Source organism: Pantoea sp. E2023-21 (assembly GCF_051302795.1).
Classification (GTDB): Bacteria; Pseudomonadota; Gammaproteobacteria; order Enterobacterales; family Enterobacteriaceae; genus Pantoea; species Pantoea ludwigii_A.
Genome location: NZ_CP195344.1, coordinates 1367366 through 1382723 on the forward strand (window position 1 = coordinate 1367366; position 15358 = coordinate 1382723).

Annotated in this window: 11 protein-coding genes; 7 read left to right on the forward strand and 4 right to left on the reverse strand. The window is 51.4% G+C overall.

The window, feature by feature from the left end:
* Positions 1 to 72 precede the first annotated feature (72 nt).
* Positions 73 to 822 carry a MipA/OmpV family protein gene (locus tag ACRQ84_RS06505; protein WP_483817527.1) on the reverse strand — a complete coding sequence of 250 codons (750 nt, stop codon included), beginning with the start codon at positions 820 to 822 and terminating at the stop codon, positions 73 to 75.
* 407 nt (positions 823 to 1229) lie between these two features.
* Here ACRQ84_RS06505 and yeaG point away from each other — a divergent pair, with 407 nt between their 5' ends.
* From yeaG to ACRQ84_RS06535, 6 genes are all read left to right on the forward strand, one after another.
* The gene (yeaG, locus tag ACRQ84_RS06510; protein WP_008110364.1) at positions 1230 to 3164 is read left to right on the forward strand and encodes a protein kinase YeaG; all 1935 of its coding nucleotides are present in this window, start codon (positions 1230 to 1232) and stop codon (positions 3162 to 3164) included.
* A 91-nt stretch (positions 3165 to 3255) separates the two neighbouring features.
* On the forward strand, positions 3256 to 4533 hold the full coding sequence (locus ACRQ84_RS06515) for a YeaH/YhbH family protein (protein WP_064738864.1): 1278 nt from the start codon (positions 3256 to 3258) through the stop codon (positions 4531 to 4533).
* Positions 4534 to 4763: 230 nt separating this feature from the next.
* A complete protein-coding gene (locus ACRQ84_RS06520) occupies positions 4764 to 6491 on the forward strand; it encodes a potassium/proton antiporter (protein WP_483817528.1) in 1728 nt (575 codons plus the stop codon).
* A 77-nt stretch (positions 6492 to 6568) separates the two neighbouring features.
* Positions 6569 to 6802: a DUF1480 family protein gene (locus tag ACRQ84_RS06525; RefSeq protein ID WP_007889678.1), complete on the forward strand. Its 234-nt coding sequence runs from the start codon at positions 6569 to 6571 to the stop codon at positions 6800 to 6802.
* A gap of 377 nt (positions 6803 to 7179) precedes the next feature.
* Positions 7180 to 8646 carry an undecaprenyl-phosphate galactose phosphotransferase WbaP gene (gene wbaP / locus ACRQ84_RS06530; protein WP_064738867.1) on the forward strand — a complete coding sequence of 489 codons (1467 nt, stop codon included), beginning with the start codon at positions 7180 to 7182 and terminating at the stop codon, positions 8644 to 8646.
* Positions 8647 to 8760: 114 nt separating this feature from the next.
* The gene (locus ACRQ84_RS06535; protein ID WP_483817529.1) at positions 8761 to 9954 is read left to right on the forward strand and encodes a multidrug effflux MFS transporter; all 1194 of its coding nucleotides are present in this window, start codon (positions 8761 to 8763) and stop codon (positions 9952 to 9954) included.
* On the opposite strand, the gene dadX is transcribed toward ACRQ84_RS06535, so the two are convergent.
* Together dadX and ACRQ84_RS06545 are read right to left on the reverse strand one after the other, a co-directional pair.
* Positions 9947 to 11017 carry a catabolic alanine racemase DadX gene (dadX, locus tag ACRQ84_RS06540; RefSeq protein ID WP_483817530.1) on the reverse strand — a complete coding sequence of 357 codons (1071 nt, stop codon included), beginning with the start codon at positions 11015 to 11017 and terminating at the stop codon, positions 9947 to 9949. The two genes, ACRQ84_RS06535 and dadX, sit on opposite strands and share 8 nt — an antisense overlap.
* Before the next feature lie 21 nt (positions 11018 to 11038).
* Positions 11039 to 12340, reverse strand: coding sequence for a D-amino acid dehydrogenase (locus ACRQ84_RS06545; protein WP_483817531.1), 1302 nt, complete (start codon positions 12338 to 12340; stop codon positions 11039 to 11041).
* Between the two features lie 494 nt (positions 12341 to 12834).
* On the opposite strand from ACRQ84_RS06545, the gene ACRQ84_RS06550 reads away from it, so the two are divergent.
* Positions 12835 to 14370: a SpoVR family protein gene (locus ACRQ84_RS06550; protein ID WP_483817532.1), complete on the forward strand. Its 1536-nt coding sequence runs from the start codon at positions 12835 to 12837 to the stop codon at positions 14368 to 14370.
* Between the two features lie 39 nt (positions 14371 to 14409).
* On the opposite strand, the gene fadR is transcribed toward ACRQ84_RS06550, so the two are convergent.
* Positions 14410 to 15129, reverse strand: coding sequence for a fatty acid metabolism transcriptional regulator FadR (fadR, locus tag ACRQ84_RS06555; protein ID WP_008110376.1), 720 nt, complete (start codon positions 15127 to 15129; stop codon positions 14410 to 14412).
* Between the last annotated feature and the right edge of the window lie 229 nt (positions 15130 to 15358).

Below are 15358 nucleotides of genomic sequence, written 5' to 3' on the forward strand. Positions count from 1 at the left end.
TTGCGCCATTCCGGGGATCCTAATTGGTGCAATGTAAGAAAAACGCCTCATTAAGAGGCGTTCAATTCAACATTAGAAGCTATAACTGATGCCGGTCCAGAGTGTGTACTGGCCACTCTTATCGATCATCGGGCTGTCTTTGATCTCACTGTCGAAGCGCGTGTAGCGGCCCGACAAGCTGGCATTCCAGTTTTCAGTGATTTTGTAACTCGCATTCATTTCGATATACGGTGACCAGCTATCATCTGGATGATATTCAGAGATGCCAGTGCGGGCGCTTTCGTGTGATGAGACACCATAGTAATAGCGGTTCTGATTGGCGCTATTCCACATGGCACCAATGCCTGGAGTCAGGCTGAAGGCGCCGAATTCGAAGCGATATAAATAGGTGAGATCCCAAATCATGCCGTTGCTGTTGTTGAGCACATCGCCCAGCAATGTCGTGCGCACGATGCCCCAATCGGCAACATGACGATAGCTGGCGCCGGCCATCAGCGTCATGCGTCGCTTATCCAGGTCTTTCATATCGCCCAAATCATTGTCTTTCGGATCGTACTGCTGCGGCGATCCCAGCACCGTCAGCGACAGCTGATTTTGGGGATCTTTCCACAGGTAATAGCCACCTTGCAGGCTACGGAACCAGAAGTTCTCACCTTCATAATTAATCACCGGAATGGGCAGGTAGCGGTCTTGTCCACCCCGATAAGGTGACTGCGCATAAATGACCGAAGCGCCAAGAGATAACGGTTCTGCATGAGTGCCGAACGCCGCAAAATAACAAGGAACAACAAGAGCAAGCGCTTTAAGTTTGAATTGGTTCACAATTTATTCAGTCCATTAATATAACAATCACACGCAGAGTCTAACCAAATTTTTGCGATCGGTTAACGTTTAATGATGCTCTGGCCGCAGCGAAGGGAATTATCTGAGGTGCCTTCACGCCCTGCCTGCTTAGGTTAATTGCCTCGGTGCTTATGAGACTTTGTTATTGATATACCTTTGAATAAGGAGAAAAGTGGCTGCAGGTTTCCTGAATGCCTTCTACAGTTAAATGTAAGACGAGACTTTTTTGTACGAGCAGAGTAACCATAAGAACTGTGTATCCCGATAAAAAAATGTCAGGTTGGCATAAGGGTTGCTGTACTCCATAAAGAATATCTTCCGGGAGCTGCTACAAACTTTTATTACGCTCCTTTACCTGTGCTAAAAACGAAAGGACGGGCATCGCTATGAATATATTCGATCACTATCGTCAGCGTTATGAAGCTGCCAAGGATGAAGAGTTCTCATTGCAGGAATTCCTCGCCATCTGTAAACAGGATCGCAGTGCATACGCCAACGCTGCCGAGCGACTATTAATGGCCATCGGTGAGCCGGTGATGGTTGACACTGCGCAAGAGCCACGCCTTTCCAGAATCTTCTCCAACCGCGTTATGGGGCGCTATCCTGCATTTGAAGAGTTTTATGGTATGGAGGAAGCGATTGAGCAAATTGTCTCCTACCTGAAACACGCCGCGCAGGGTTTGGAGGAGAAGAAACAGATCCTTTACTTACTGGGCCCGGTGGGTGGCGGTAAGTCCTCGCTGGCTGAACGCCTGAAAGCGCTGATGCAGCGTGTGCCTATTTATGTTCTGAGCGCCGACGGTGAACGCAGCCCGGTAAATGACCATCCTCTTTGCCTGTTTAATCCTCAGGAAGACGCCAATATTCTGGAAAAAGAGTATGGCGTGCCGCGGCGTTACCTTGGCACCATTATGTCGCCTTGGGCAGCGAAGCGTTTGCATGAATTTGGCGGCGATATTACCCGTTTCAAAGTAGTGAAAGTGTGGCCATCCATTCTGGAGCAAGTTGCTATCGCTAAAACCGAACCTGGCGATGAGAACAACCAGGATATCTCGGCGTTAGTGGGTAAAGTGGATATCCGCAAACTGGAAAATCACGCGCAGAACGACCCCGATGCTTACGGTTATTCAGGTGCTCTTTGCCGCGCGAACCAAGGTGTGATGGAATTCGTTGAGATGTTTAAAGCACCGATTAAAGTGTTGCATCCCCTGCTTACCGCCACCCAGGAAGGTAACTATAACGGTACTGAAGGGATCTCTGCTCTGCCGTTCAACGGCATCATTCTGGCGCACTCGAACGAATCAGAATGGGTCACTTTCCGTAACAACAAAAACAATGAGGCCTTCCTTGACCGTGTTTACATTGTCAAAGTGCCTTACTGCTTACGCGTTTCCGAAGAGATTAAGATTTACAACAAGTTGTTGGATCACAGTGAGCTGACCACTGCGCCATGCGCGCCGGGAACGCTGGAAACGCTGGCTCGCTTCTCAATTCTGTCGCGTTTGAAAGAGCCGGAAAACTCCAGCATCTATTCAAAAATGCGCGTTTATGATGGCGAGAGCCTGAAAGATACCGATCCAAAAGCCAAATCCTGGCAGGAGTATCACGATTATGCGGGCGTTGATGAGGGCATGAACGGCCTTTCAACCCGTTTCGCGTTTAAAATCCTGTCGCGCGTGTTCAACTTCGACCATGCCGAAGTGGCGGCCAACCCGGTTCACCTGTTCTACGTGCTAGAGCAGCAAATTGAACGTGAGCAGTTCCCTCAGGATCAAGCTGAGAAGTATCTGGAGCACCTGAAAGGCTACCTGATTCCAAAATACGCAGAGTTCATCGGTAAAGAGATTCAAACTGCCTATCTGGAGTCCTATTCTGAATACGGTCAGAACATCTTTGATCGCTATGTCACTTACGCTGATTTCTGGATCCAGGATCAAGAATATCGCGATCCTGACACCGGACAGCTATTTGACCGCGAATCGCTGAACGCCGAGCTGGAAAAGATCGAGAAACCTGCAGGAATCAGTAACCCGAAAGACTTCCGTAACGAGATTGTGAATTTTGTGCTGCGTGCCCGCGCGCAAAACAGCGGACGCAATCCGAACTGGACCAGTTACGAAAAACTGCGCACGGTTATCGAGAAGAAAATGTTCTCGAACACCGAAGAGTTGCTGCCAGTGATTTCGTTCAATACCAAAACCTCAACGGACGAGCAGAAAAAACACGATGATTTTGTCGATCGCATGATGGAAAAAGGCTATACCCGCAAGCAAGTACGTTTGCTGTGCGAATGGTATCTTCGCGTGCGTAAGTCTTCATAATCGTTATCTGTAAGCGTCGCGGCGCTGCGGTGCTGCCACAGGAGGCCGGGTTCTCCCGGCCTTAGCTTGCAATGCAGTTTGGGGGATTTTTATGGCCTATTTTATCGATCGGCGTCTAAACGGTAAGAATAAAAGCGCCGTCAATCGGCAGCGCTTTCTGCGCCGTTATAAGTCGCAAATCAAGCAATCGATCTCCGAGGCCATCAATAAGCGTTCGGTGACCGATGTCGAGAGCGGCGAATCGGTCTCGATTCCAATTGACGATATCAACGAGCCAAGTTTCCATCAGGGTCGCGGCGGTAATCGCCACCGTGTTCATCCGGGGAACGATCATTTCGTGCAAAACGATCGTATTGAGCGTCCGCAAGGTGGCGGCGGCGGTGGCGGCAGCGGTCAGGGTAATGCCAGTCAGGACGGTGAAGGCCAGGACGAATTCGTCTTCCAGATTTCTAAAGATGAATATCTCGATCTGCTGTTTGAAGATTTGGCGCTGCCTAACCTGCGTAAAAATCAGCATCGTCAGTTGAATGAGTATAAGACCCACCGTGCTGGCTTCACCTCAAACGGTACGCCGGCTAACATTAGCGTGGTGCGTTCACTACAGAACTCGCTGGCACGCCGCACAGCGATGACGGCAGGTAAACGCCGCATGCTCAACGAGTTGGAAGTGACGCTAGCGGAAGTGGAAAACAGCGAACCGGCGCAGTTACTGGAAGAGGAACGTTTACGTAAAGAGATTGCTGAATTGCGCGCGCGCATTGATCGTGTGCCGTTTATCGATACCTTTGACTTACGCTACAAAAACTTCGAGAAGCGGCCAGAACCTTCCAGTCAGGCCGTGATGTTCTGTTTGATGGACGTTTCAGGTTCGATGGATCAGGCGACCAAAGATATGGCGAAGCGCTTCTACATCCTGCTGTATCTGTTCCTGAGCCGTACGTATAAGAACGTCGACGTAGTCTACATTCGCCATCACACTCAGGCGAAAGAGGTCGACGAACAGGAGTTTTTCTACTCGCAGGAAACGGGCGGCACCATTGTCTCCAGTGCGTTGAAACTGATGGATGAAGTGGTTAAAGAGCGTTATGACCCTTCGCAGTGGAATATCTATGCTGCGCAAGCGTCAGATGGTGATAACTGGGCGGACGATTCGCCGCTTTGTCACGAGATTTTAGCCAAACATATTCTGCCGGTTGTACGTTATTACAGCTACATCGAGATTACGCGCCGCGCCCATCAGACCTTGTGGCGCGAGTATGAACATCTGCAAGCGACATTTGATAACTTCGCAATCCAACATATTCGCGAGCCAGAAGACATCTATCCAGTATTTAGAGAACTTTTCCATAAACAAGCAGCAGAAGCCTAAATCTATAAGCCGGTCAGTGACCGGCTTTTTCTTTACAGCAGCCCCGCTCACTCCCTGCCATTTACTGATGATTTTTCACACAAATTTAGCTGTATATGGGATGCGACCCCATAGAATGAAAAAATGTGCAATTAAGCGCTGACAAGCTATTGATAAGGCATTATCTTTCCACCTTGTCTGTGTGAATCCCCCGCAGTTTGTCTTTTTTGCCCCGCCGCAGGAGAACGCCGTTGAATACCAGCATGATTTACAGTGTGTTTATTATTGGGTCCGTGCTGGTAGCAGCAAGTATTTTGCTCAGTTCCTTTTCCTCGCGCCTCGGCATTCCGATTTTGGTCATCTTTCTCGCGTTAGGCATGTTGGCCGGTATTGATGGCATTGGCGGCATTGCGTTTGATAACTATCCAGTCGCCTATCTGGTCTCTAACCTTGCGTTGGCCATTATCCTGCTGGATGGCGGTATGCGCACCAAAGCGTCTTCCCTCAAGGTAGCGCTCGGTCCAGCGCTCTCACTGGCGACAGTCGGCGTAATGATCACGGCTGGCTTAACCGGTGTGGCTGCCGCCTGGCTGTTTAAGCTCGATCTTATGCAAGGCTTCCTGATCGGCGCGATTATTGGTTCAACCGATGCCGCCGCGGTGTTTTCGCTGCTGGGTGATAAAGGGCTCAACGAACGCGTCAGTTCAACGCTGGAAATTGAATCCGGCAGCAACGATCCGATGGCGGTGTTTCTGACCATCACCTTGATCGACATGATTCAACAAGGCCAGTCGGGCTTGAGCTGGATGTTCGTGGTGCATCTGGTGCAGCAATTTGGTCTCGGTATCGTGTTAGGTCTGGGCGGCGGCTGGGCGCTGCAGCAGTTGATTAACCGAATCAATCTGGCGCAAGGTTTATATCCGCTGCTGGCCGTGAGTGGCGGCATCATCGTGTTTGCGCTGACCACCGTAATGGAAGGCAGCGGCATTCTGGCCGTGTATCTCTGCGGCTTTCTGCTGGGTAACAGCCCCATCCGTAACCGCCACGGTATATTGCAAACGTTTGACGGCATGGCATGGCTGAGCCAAATCGGCATGTTCATTGTGCTGGGTTTGCTGGTGACGCCGTCCGATTTATGGCATATCGCGGTACCGGCGATGATTCTGTCGCTGTGGTTGATTCTGGTGGCGCGCCCGCTGTCGATTCTGGTTGGCCTGTTGCCCTTCAAGGGCTTCACCGGACGTGAACGTATCTTTATCAGCTGGGTTGGCCTACGTGGCGCAGTGCCGATTATCCTTGCGGTGTTCCCGATGATGGCTGGCCTGGAGAACGCCAAGCTTTACTTCAATATCGCCTTCTTTGTGGTGCTGGTGTCACTGATGCTGCAAGGTACGTCGCTGGGCTATGCCGCCAAACGTGCCAAAGTGGTGGTCCCGCCAACGGCCTCGCCAATCAGTCGGGTGGGTCTGGATATCCATCCCGAGAATCCGTGGGAGCAGTTCATTTATCAGCTGAGCGCAGACAAGTGGTGCGTCGGTGCAGCGCTGCGTGATTTGCAGATGCCGCGCGAAACCCGCATCGCCGCCCTGTTTCGTGATAACGCGTTAATGCATCCCAATGGTAATACGCGCCTGAAAGAAGGCGATGTTATCTGTGTGATTGGCCGGGAACGCGATTTACCGGCATTAGGGAAAATGTTCAGCCAAACACCCCCGGTATCGCTCGACCAGCGCTTCTTTGGCGACTTTATTCTGGATGCCGAAGCGCGCCTGCGCGACGTGGCGCAAATCTACGGGCTTGAGCTGGACGAACAAACCAACGATCAGCAGTCGTTAGGTCAGCTGGTGATGAGTTTGCTGGGCAGTACGCCAGTCGTCGGTGATCAGGTGGAGTGGAAGCAATTAACCTGGACAGTAGCGGAAAAAGAAGACAATCAGATCGTGAAAATAGGTGTGCGCGTCAGTGAAGACAAAGAATAATCCGAGGCGTTATCGCTCGTAAACTGCGTGTGAACGACTATGCTCACTATTCAACCCAGTTAATACGGGAGAAAGTAATGGGACACGTGGTGAAGATTGGTCGTTATGAAATTGTTGATGCAGAGTTCAATACTGACAACGTTGATACGGTGAGTATTCCCTGCCACACCAATCCCGGCCTGAGTGACCAACTCGACGGCTGGGATGTTGAAACCAGTGTACCGGCATGGATTGATGGCGAAGCTGTCGATCTGCAAATCGGACACTATGACAAGCAACAGGACCTGTGGGTACTAAAAAAACCCGCCTGACTGGCTGGTGCCGCCATTGATGGAAATGGCGGTCATTCCGAAAAGTTGTCTTAAAATGAAGCGCTATATTCGCGATTAATTAACTTTTAACCTTAGATTTCAATCGAATAGCCAATTATTTCTTTAGTCATTTATTTCCTTTTCAGACTATTTCCATATTAACTCTGTCAAATAATTCCTGCATACTCTTAAACGTTGCTGCAGCTTTTCGTGACGTGCATCACGTCTCAAACGGTCCTTTCCTTGCAGCGCTTATGGCAGCACTGACTTATATCTCGCTGAAAGAATTATTCTTTCTACTTTTCAGCGGACCACTCCTGAGCGTGTACTTGATTCTGGTCAGGCCATCTTTTACTTAAGAAAAGAGAGCAGGTTTTATGGCAAGTACTTTGATAATGAATAATGCAACCCGCTCGTGGAGCGGACTGCGCAAAAATCTCATCGCAAAAGTCGCCCTTAGTTTCTCAGATTTAATTGCGTTAAATCTGGCATTGTTTTTATCTGCCGCCACTGTTCAAGGTATTTGGGGCGAACTGGATACCTTTATTCCGCCTCAGCAGATTGAATACCGATTTATTGCTCAATTTAGCCTTTCCGTACTTTGCACCGCCTGGTTCTGGGTACGTATGCGTCACTACACCTATCGCAAGCCATTTTGGTTTGAATTAAAAGAAGTGATTAAAACGCTGTTTGTTTTCTCTCTGCTTGATTTGGCGTTAATTGCCTTTTCAAAATGGGACTTCTCGCGCATGGTTTGGGTGTTCAGCTGGACCTATGCCCTGCTGCTGCTGCCGCTGATGCGTGCCGTCGTTAAACGTGCGATCAACCGTGCTGGTCAGTGGCAAAAGGAAACTATCATTATTGGTTCCGGTAAAAACGCCATGGAAGCCTACGCGGCGCTGCAAAGCGAAGAGATCCTCGGTTATAACGTGCAGGCGTTTATCTCGCTGGATGATGACCAACAGCACGAGAAAGTTAACGGCGTTCCGGTGATCACCTGGAAAGACATCAACTGGCAAACCATGGACCGTGACAACACGCAATTTATCGTCGCCACCGAATTTGAGCAGCAAGTGGTGCGCGATAAATGGCTGAAGTTCCTTTCTAAAATGAAGTGCCGTTCGATTTCCGTGATCCCAACGCTGCGCGGCGTGCCGCTGTATGGCACCGACATGTCTTTTATCTTCAGCCATGAAGTGATGATCCTGCGCGTTAGTAATAACCTGGCAAAACGCTCTTCTCGTTTCCTGAAACGCACCTTCGATATTGTCGTGGCGTCAATGCTGCTGCTGTTCCTGGGACCGGTATTTGGTCTGCTGTGTGCGATGGTGAAGCGTGACGGTGGCAATGCAATCTATGGTCATGAACGCGTTGGGCAAGATGGCGTGAAGTTTAAGTGCCTGAAGTTCCGCTCCATGGTGACCAACTCGCAGGAAGTGTTGCAAAATCTGCTGGCGACCAGCGAGGAAGCGCGTGCCGAGTGGGATCGTGACTTCAAACTGAAAAACGATCCGCGCGTGACCAAAATTGGTAACTTCTTGCGCAAAACCAGCCTTGATGAATTACCACAGTTGTGGAACGTGATTCGCGGCGAAATGAGTCTGGTGGGCCCGCGTCCGGTGATTGAAGCTGAACTGGAGCGTTATGCCGGTGACGTCGATTACTACCTGATGGCCAAACCGGGCATGACCGGTTTGTGGCAGGTCAGTGGTCGTAACGACATTGACTACGACACGCGCGTTTACTTTGATTCCTGGTACGTGAAGAACTGGGCACTGTGGACTGATATCGCGATCCTGTTTAAAACTGCTGGCGTAGTAGTCCGTCGCGACGGCGCTTACTAATACCCTCGAGGCGATGCCTGTGCGCTTTGGCAGGCATCGCTTTTTTTATCCCTTTCTTTTTCCCCACAGAGTCATTACCCTTCCGGCTTGTTTAACAGGTCGTTTTGGTTCGTCATGCAAAAATTCACCTTAATACTTCTCAGCCTGGTGCTGCTGGCGCCGCTGGGCATTGATCTCTACCTCCCTACATTGCCGCAAATCGCCGAAGGTCTTAACAGCCCGGTGAGCCTGATCCAAATCACTATTCCACTGTTTTTATTAGTGATGGGCATCGGCCAACTGATTACCGGTCCGCTGGTGGATAATTTTGGTCGTAAGCCCCTCGCGTTAATCGGTCTCGCGCTTTACATCATTGGCAGCGCGCTTGCCGCGACAAGCACGCTGTGGCCGGTGTTCTTCCTCGCCCGTATCATTCAGGGTTGCGCCGTGTGCTGCACCGCAGTGGTGGCGTTTAGTGGCGTGCGCGACCGTCTCAGCGGTGAAGATGCTGCACGCGCTTACGGCTTCCTTAACGGTGCACTGAATATCGTTCCAGCGCTGGCGCCCCTGCTGGGTGGGATTCTGGCCGAAGCCTACGGTTGGCGTATGCCGTTCTGGTTCCTGTGCGGCTATGCTGTGGTAATCGGATTGATCGTTCTGCTGTGGCTCCCAGAAACGCGTCCTGCGGACACGCTGCGCGTAAAAGGTCTACCGCTGGCGCAATATGCTGCCATCGCTCGTGAACCGCGCTTCCTCGCCTTTGCGTTCGCTAACGCTGGTGCGCTGGGCATGGTGCTCACCTATGTGTCGCTAGCGCCACACGTGCTGATGACCGAAGGCGGCCTGACGCCGCTGCAATTCTCCTTCGCTTTTGGTGCAAATGGTTTTTGGATCATGCTGGTTAGCGCCTTCGTGAACAAAACCATTCGCAAAGCGGGACGCCCATTCTGCCTGGCGATGGGCTTCGCCACCATGTTAATGGGCGCGATTCTGTTAATCATGGGCACTACGCTGTTACCCGCGGCGTGGCAAAACCATTGGTCGCTGTACATGATTCCAGTGGCAGTTTCCGTCGCCGGATTGGCGTTTACGGTCGGCCCCGCCACCAGCTACGCGCTGGAGCCCTATCAACAGCAAGCGGGCGTTGCCTCGGCACTGCAAGGATTTATTCAGATGGCATGTGGTGCGGGGGGAAGTATGGCAATCGTGGCATTGCCCGTCGCGGAGAAATCGTCACTGGCATTGATGATGTTGATCGGCGCAGCGCTGGCGATAACCGCCTGGCGCTGCAGCAAGAAGATGCACGGTCGCGTTACCGCACTTAAATAACCTCAACCGGAACGCGGGGGGCGAGCGCACACATCAGCTCGTATCCCACCGTTCCGGCGGCTTTCGCCACCTCATCGATTTTCACCTGATTACCCCACAACTCAACCTTTGAGCCAATACCAGCCTGCGGACAAGGGTCTAAATCGATCATCATCATGTCCATCGAGATGGCGCCTAGCGTTTGTGTGCGTATGCCATCAACGCTAACTGGCGTGCCGGTAGGCGCATGACGCGGATAGCCATCGGCATAACCACAGGCGACGATGCCAATGCGCTGCGCACCGCTGGCGTGATAACGATAGCCGTAACCCACGCCATCACCCGCATTCAGCTGTTGCACGCCAATGATTTCGCTGCTGAGCGTCATGACCGGCTGCAATCCAGTGCTGGCGATATCTTGCCAGTCGCCGCTCGGTGACGCGCCATAGAGGATAATGCCGGGGCGCACCCAGTCAAAGTGCGCTTCAGGATGCCACAGCGTGGCAGCCGAGTTAGACAGGGAACGCGAGCAATTAAGCCCTTCCGCCGCCAATTCGACGCGCTTCATCGGCTCAACCAATCCTTGTGGATTCTCAGCATCAGCGAAGTGCGCCATCAGCGTCATTTCACCGACATTCGCCAAAGCGCGCAGTTTCTGCCACGCCGCCTGTGCCAGCTCAGGACGAAAACCCAGTCGATTCATACCGCTATTAATTTTCAGATAAACATCCACCGGCGCCGACAGTTGCGCTTTAGCCAGCGCCTGTATCTGCCAGTTACTGTGTACGCTGGTAGTGAGTCGATAACGATCAATCAGCGCTAAATCGTCGGCGTGAAAGAAACCCTCCAGCAATAGGATCGGCTTTTTCCAGCCCTGCTCACGCAGTAAGATTGCCTCTTCCATATTCAGCAGCGCAAAGCCGTCAGTCTCTGCCAGACTTTGCCAAACGCGGGCCACACCGTGCCCATAGGCATTGGCTTTCACCACCGACCAGACGCGTGAATGCGGTGCCACCTGGCGTACAACAGCCAGATTATGACGCAGTGCCTGTTGATTGAGGGTGGCACCGGTTGGACGTGACATGCTTTTACTCTCCCTGAGGTCTCAACGCGCCGCGCTAGCGTTACGCAACGGCGAAGAATGTGGCTCAAAACCTGGCAGGTAGCGCAGCACAGACAAATCATCTGCAGCAATCGCCGGTTTCTGACCGGAAATTAAATCAGCTAAAAGCTGACCGGAACCACAAGCCATGGTCCATCCCAGCGTACCGTGACCGGTGTTGAGATAGAGATTGGAGAGCGGTGTACGCCCAACAATCGGTGTACCGTCTGGCGTCATCGGACGTAATCCGCTCCAGAACGTGGCTTGTTCGACAAATCCGCCTTCAGGATAGAGGTCGCGGACCACCATCTCCAGCGTTTCGCGTCTTGCCGGCAACAGTTTGGTGTTAAAACCAACAATTTCTGCCATACCACCCACGCGAATACGATCATCAAAGCGCGTCACCGCCACTTTGTAGGTTTCATCGAGAACAGTGGAAGCCGGCGCGGCATCGGCGTTCTTGATCGGAATGGTCAACGAATAGCCTTTCAGCGGATAAACCGGGATGGGAAGGATGTCTTTTAACAGCGACGTTGAATAGGAACCAAACGCCACGACGTAAGCATCGGCTTTGATCACCTCATCGCCACACTTCACACCATAAATACGGTTGCCCTCACGCAATAACTGATCCACAGAAGTGTTGAAGCGAAAAGTCACACCCGCCGCCATAGCCATCTCCGCCAAACGTTGGGTAAACAGTTGGCAGTCGCCGGTTTCGTCATTGGGCAGACGTAAACCGCCGGTGAGTTTGTGCGCCGTCGCCGCCAGCGCGGGTTCAACATTTTTTAGTTGATGCGCTTCCAGGAGTTCGTAGGGAACGCCCGCTTCTCGCAGCACGGCAATATCTTTACTGGCGCTTTCGAACTGTTGTTGAGTGCGGAACAGTTGCAGCGTGCCGCCCTGACGACCTTCATAGGCGATACCCGTGCTCGCGCGCAACGTTTTAAGGCAGTCGCGGCTGTACTCCGCGATACGCACCATGCGGCTTTTATTTTCCTGATAATGCTGCATGTCGCAGTTTCGCAACATATTCCACATCCACTCCAGCTGGAATTTGCTGCCATCGAGACGTACCGCCAGCGGCGCGTGACGCTGGAACATCCATTTGACCGCTTTAAGCGGAACACCCGGCGCCGCCCAAGGCGCGGCATAGCCCGGTGAGATCTGTCCCGCATTACCGGCGCTGGTTTCCAGCGCGGCGGCCGGTTGGCGATCAATAACCGTGACCTGATGTCCGGCCTGCGCCAGATACCAGGCGCTCGCTACCCCGACAACACCACTACCAAGAATCACTACGCGCATAAGCCCCTCGTCGCAGCAAAAGAATAATTAACTATTAACCCAGCCCAAGACAGCATAACCCGACCGCCACTCAAATCTTACATTCGACTGACTTATTTCACATGTTTTTTACCTGACTGCACACTAAAATCATGCAACTCATCAAAAATCAGGATTTTTTATGCCTTAAATCCCTTAATCAGCAATTTATTATGCGGAAGGCAGCGGTTTTGACTTTTTTCAGGAGAAAGCGCCGCAGTCATACAATGCTCTTATAAATAGAGCATTATTCTGCAAATTAAATTAAAACCAACATTTGAAACAAGTATCAACTTAACTAGCGCTTTTTGAATGATTTTCTGCCAAAAGAATTCGATTGAGATTCAGTTTCGGATAGGCGACAGTGGACTATCATTGAAGTGTTCGCTCAGTTTTATTGGGCCATCTTTACTCAGGATGAGGCCTTAAACGATCGTGACAGGTTATTCCTGCCGCTTGCAAAACAGAGGTGCGCTATGACGACAATCTTTGACGAGCCAACCCGCAACAGTAAACGACTCAGTGATGGACCCGACTGGACCTTCGAACTGCTGGATGACTATCTGGCTGAAATTGACCGCGTAGCCAAAAGCTACGGACTGGAAACTTATCCGCACCAAATCGAAGTGATTACCTCCGAGCAGATGATGGATGCTTACTCAAGTGTAGGTATGCCGATCAATTATGCACACTGGTCATTTGGCAAGAAATTCATCGAAACCGAACAACGCTATAAGCACGGTCAGCAAGGGCTGGCTTATGAAATCGTCATCAACTCCAATCCGTGCATCGCTTATTTGATGGAAGAGAACACCATGACCATGCAGGCGCTGGTGATGGCGCACGCCTGTTACGGTCACAACTCGTTCTTCAAAAACAATTACCTGTTCCGCAGCTGGACCGATGCCAGTTCCATTGTGGATTATCTGCTGTTTGCGCGGAACTATATTACCGATTGCGAAGAGCGCTATGGCGTGGAGGAAGTGGAGCGGCTGCTCGATTCCTGCCATGCGCTGATGAATTACGGCGTGGATCGCTATAAACGCCCTCAGAAAATTTCGCTGCAGGAAGAGAAAGCACGTCAGCAAAGTCGTGAAGAGTATTTGCAGAGCCAGGTGAATACCCTGTGGCGCACGCTGCCGCGTAAAGAGAAAGAGTCGGTCCACGTTGAGGCATCGCGCTACCCATCTGAACCGCAAGAAAACCTGCTCTATTTCATGGAAAAAAATGCGCCACTGTTGGAATCCTGGCAACGTGAAGTGTTGCGCATTGTGCGCAAAGTCAGCCAGTATTTTTATCCGCAAAAACAAACGCAGGTGATGAACGAAGGCTGGGCCACCTTCTGGCACTACACCATCCTTAATCATCTGTATGACGAAGGCAAAGTGTCGGAACGTTTTATGATGGAGTTCCTGCACAGTCACACTAACGTGGTATACCAACCGCCCTATAACAGTCAGTGGTATAACGGCATCAACCCTTATGCGCTCGGCTTCGCGATGTTCCAGGACATCAAACGTATCTGTCAGACACCAACCGAAGAAGATCGCTACTGGTTCCCGGACGTGGCCGGTTCCGATTGGCTGAAGACCATGCATTTTGCCATGCGCGAATTTAAGGACGAAAGCTTTATCAGCCAGTTCCTGTCGCCTAAAGTGATGCGTGATTTCCGCCTGTTCACGGTGATGGATGACGATCGTAACAACTTCCTCGAAATTGCCGCAATCCATGATGAAGCGGGTTATCGCGCTATCCGTCAGCAACTGTCTGCCCAGTACAATCTGAGCAATCTGGAACCTAACATTCAAGTCTATAACGTCGATTTACGCGGTGACCGTTCGCTGACGCTGCGTTATGTGCCGCAACAACGTGCGCCGCTCGATAAGAGCCGCAAAGAAGTGTTGAAGCATGTGCATCGCTTGTGGGGTTTTGATGTGATTCTGGAACAGCAGAATGAAGATGGCAGCGTGGAGTTGTTGGATCGCTCGCCCACGCGCGGCCCAGCCTTATGAGGCCAAAAAAAACCGGACTTTAAAAGTCCGGTTTTTCTTTTATCGCTTGCTGGCCAGGTCATCCGGCATGCTCTTCTGCATCTTGTGCCAAATCTCACCACTGCGGCGACCATATTCGCGCACGCTATCGACAATCTGCTCCTGCGACGGGTTCGCCACGCACAGGTCAGCCAGTTGGCGATAGAAGTTACGCGCCAGTTCACGCGCTTCGAGACTTGAGAAGTAGTGACGACCGACACGGGTATACAATCCTTTCAGGCCGTTCAAAATCAGACCATAAATCGGGTTGCCTGAAGCAAAAGCCAAGCCACGGAATACGCGGTAATCCAGCTCGGTATAAGCTTCTGCTTTGTCTTCCTCGATCAGCGCATTCTCCAGCACTTCGCGCGCTTTTTCTGGATGATGACGCAGCGCACGGCTGATAAAAATCGAAGAGATATTCGTGCGCACCGACAGCAGATTATCAATCAACTGCGGGACGCTGTCATGATCGAGTCGGGCCAGAGTTTCGAGAATATTTAAACCGGAGGTTTCCCAGAAGTCGTTAACGCGTGTCGGCTTGCCATGTTGAATCGTCAACCAGCCATCGCGCGCCAGACGCTGCAATACTTCACGCAGCGTGGTGCGCGTCACGCCAATCAGTTCAGAAAGCTCACGTTCGGCAGGTAGAATAGATCCCGGCGGAAAACGACTGTTCCAGATGCTTTCAATAATATACTCTTCAGCAAATCCCGCGGGGCTCTGCGCCTTAATCACCATAGCATTTATTTCTCGTTGCTTTCTTTATCGTAATGCGACTCATCATACCAGAGCGGCTATAGCGGAAATAGCCTGCCAAACGATTAAAAGCGCGCGCTGGCGCAAAATTCAGCCTTGAATTCAGAGGAATTTGCCTGCACAAGCACACGTTTGCGCTGCATCTGCGGCTTGCACGTATCGGATAAGGTGCCAGCTAGAATTTTTTTAGGCCTCAACGCGACTTAAGTCA

Bases quoted from the DNA above. Each gene is read 5' to 3' on its own strand.
- ACRQ84_RS06535 (WP_483817529.1), top strand. From the start codon at position 8,761: ATGCAAAAATTCACCTTAATACTTCTCAGCCTGGTGCTGCTGGCGCCG.
- fadR (WP_008110376.1), bottom strand. From the start codon at position 15,129: ATGGTGATTAAGGCGCAGAGCCCCGCGGGATTTGCTGAAGAGTATATT.
- ACRQ84_RS06525 (WP_007889678.1), top strand. From the start codon at position 6,569: ATGGGACACGTGGTGAAGATTGGTCGTTATGAAATTGTTGATGCAGAG.
- ACRQ84_RS06515 (WP_064738864.1), top strand. From the start codon at position 3,256: ATGGCCTATTTTATCGATCGGCGTCTAAACGGTAAGAATAAAAGCGCC.
- yeaG (WP_008110364.1), top strand. From the start codon at position 1,230: ATGAATATATTCGATCACTATCGTCAGCGTTATGAAGCTGCCAAGGAT.
- ACRQ84_RS06550 (WP_483817532.1), top strand. From the start codon at position 12,835: ATGACGACAATCTTTGACGAGCCAACCCGCAACAGTAAACGACTCAGT.
- ACRQ84_RS06545 (WP_483817531.1), bottom strand. From the start codon at position 12,340: ATGCGCGTAGTGATTCTTGGTAGTGGTGTTGTCGGGGTAGCGAGCGCC.
- wbaP (WP_064738867.1), top strand. From the start codon at position 7,180: ATGGCAAGTACTTTGATAATGAATAATGCAACCCGCTCGTGGAGCGGA.
- dadX (WP_483817530.1), bottom strand. From the start codon at position 11,017: ATGTCACGTCCAACCGGTGCCACCCTCAATCAACAGGCACTGCGTCAT.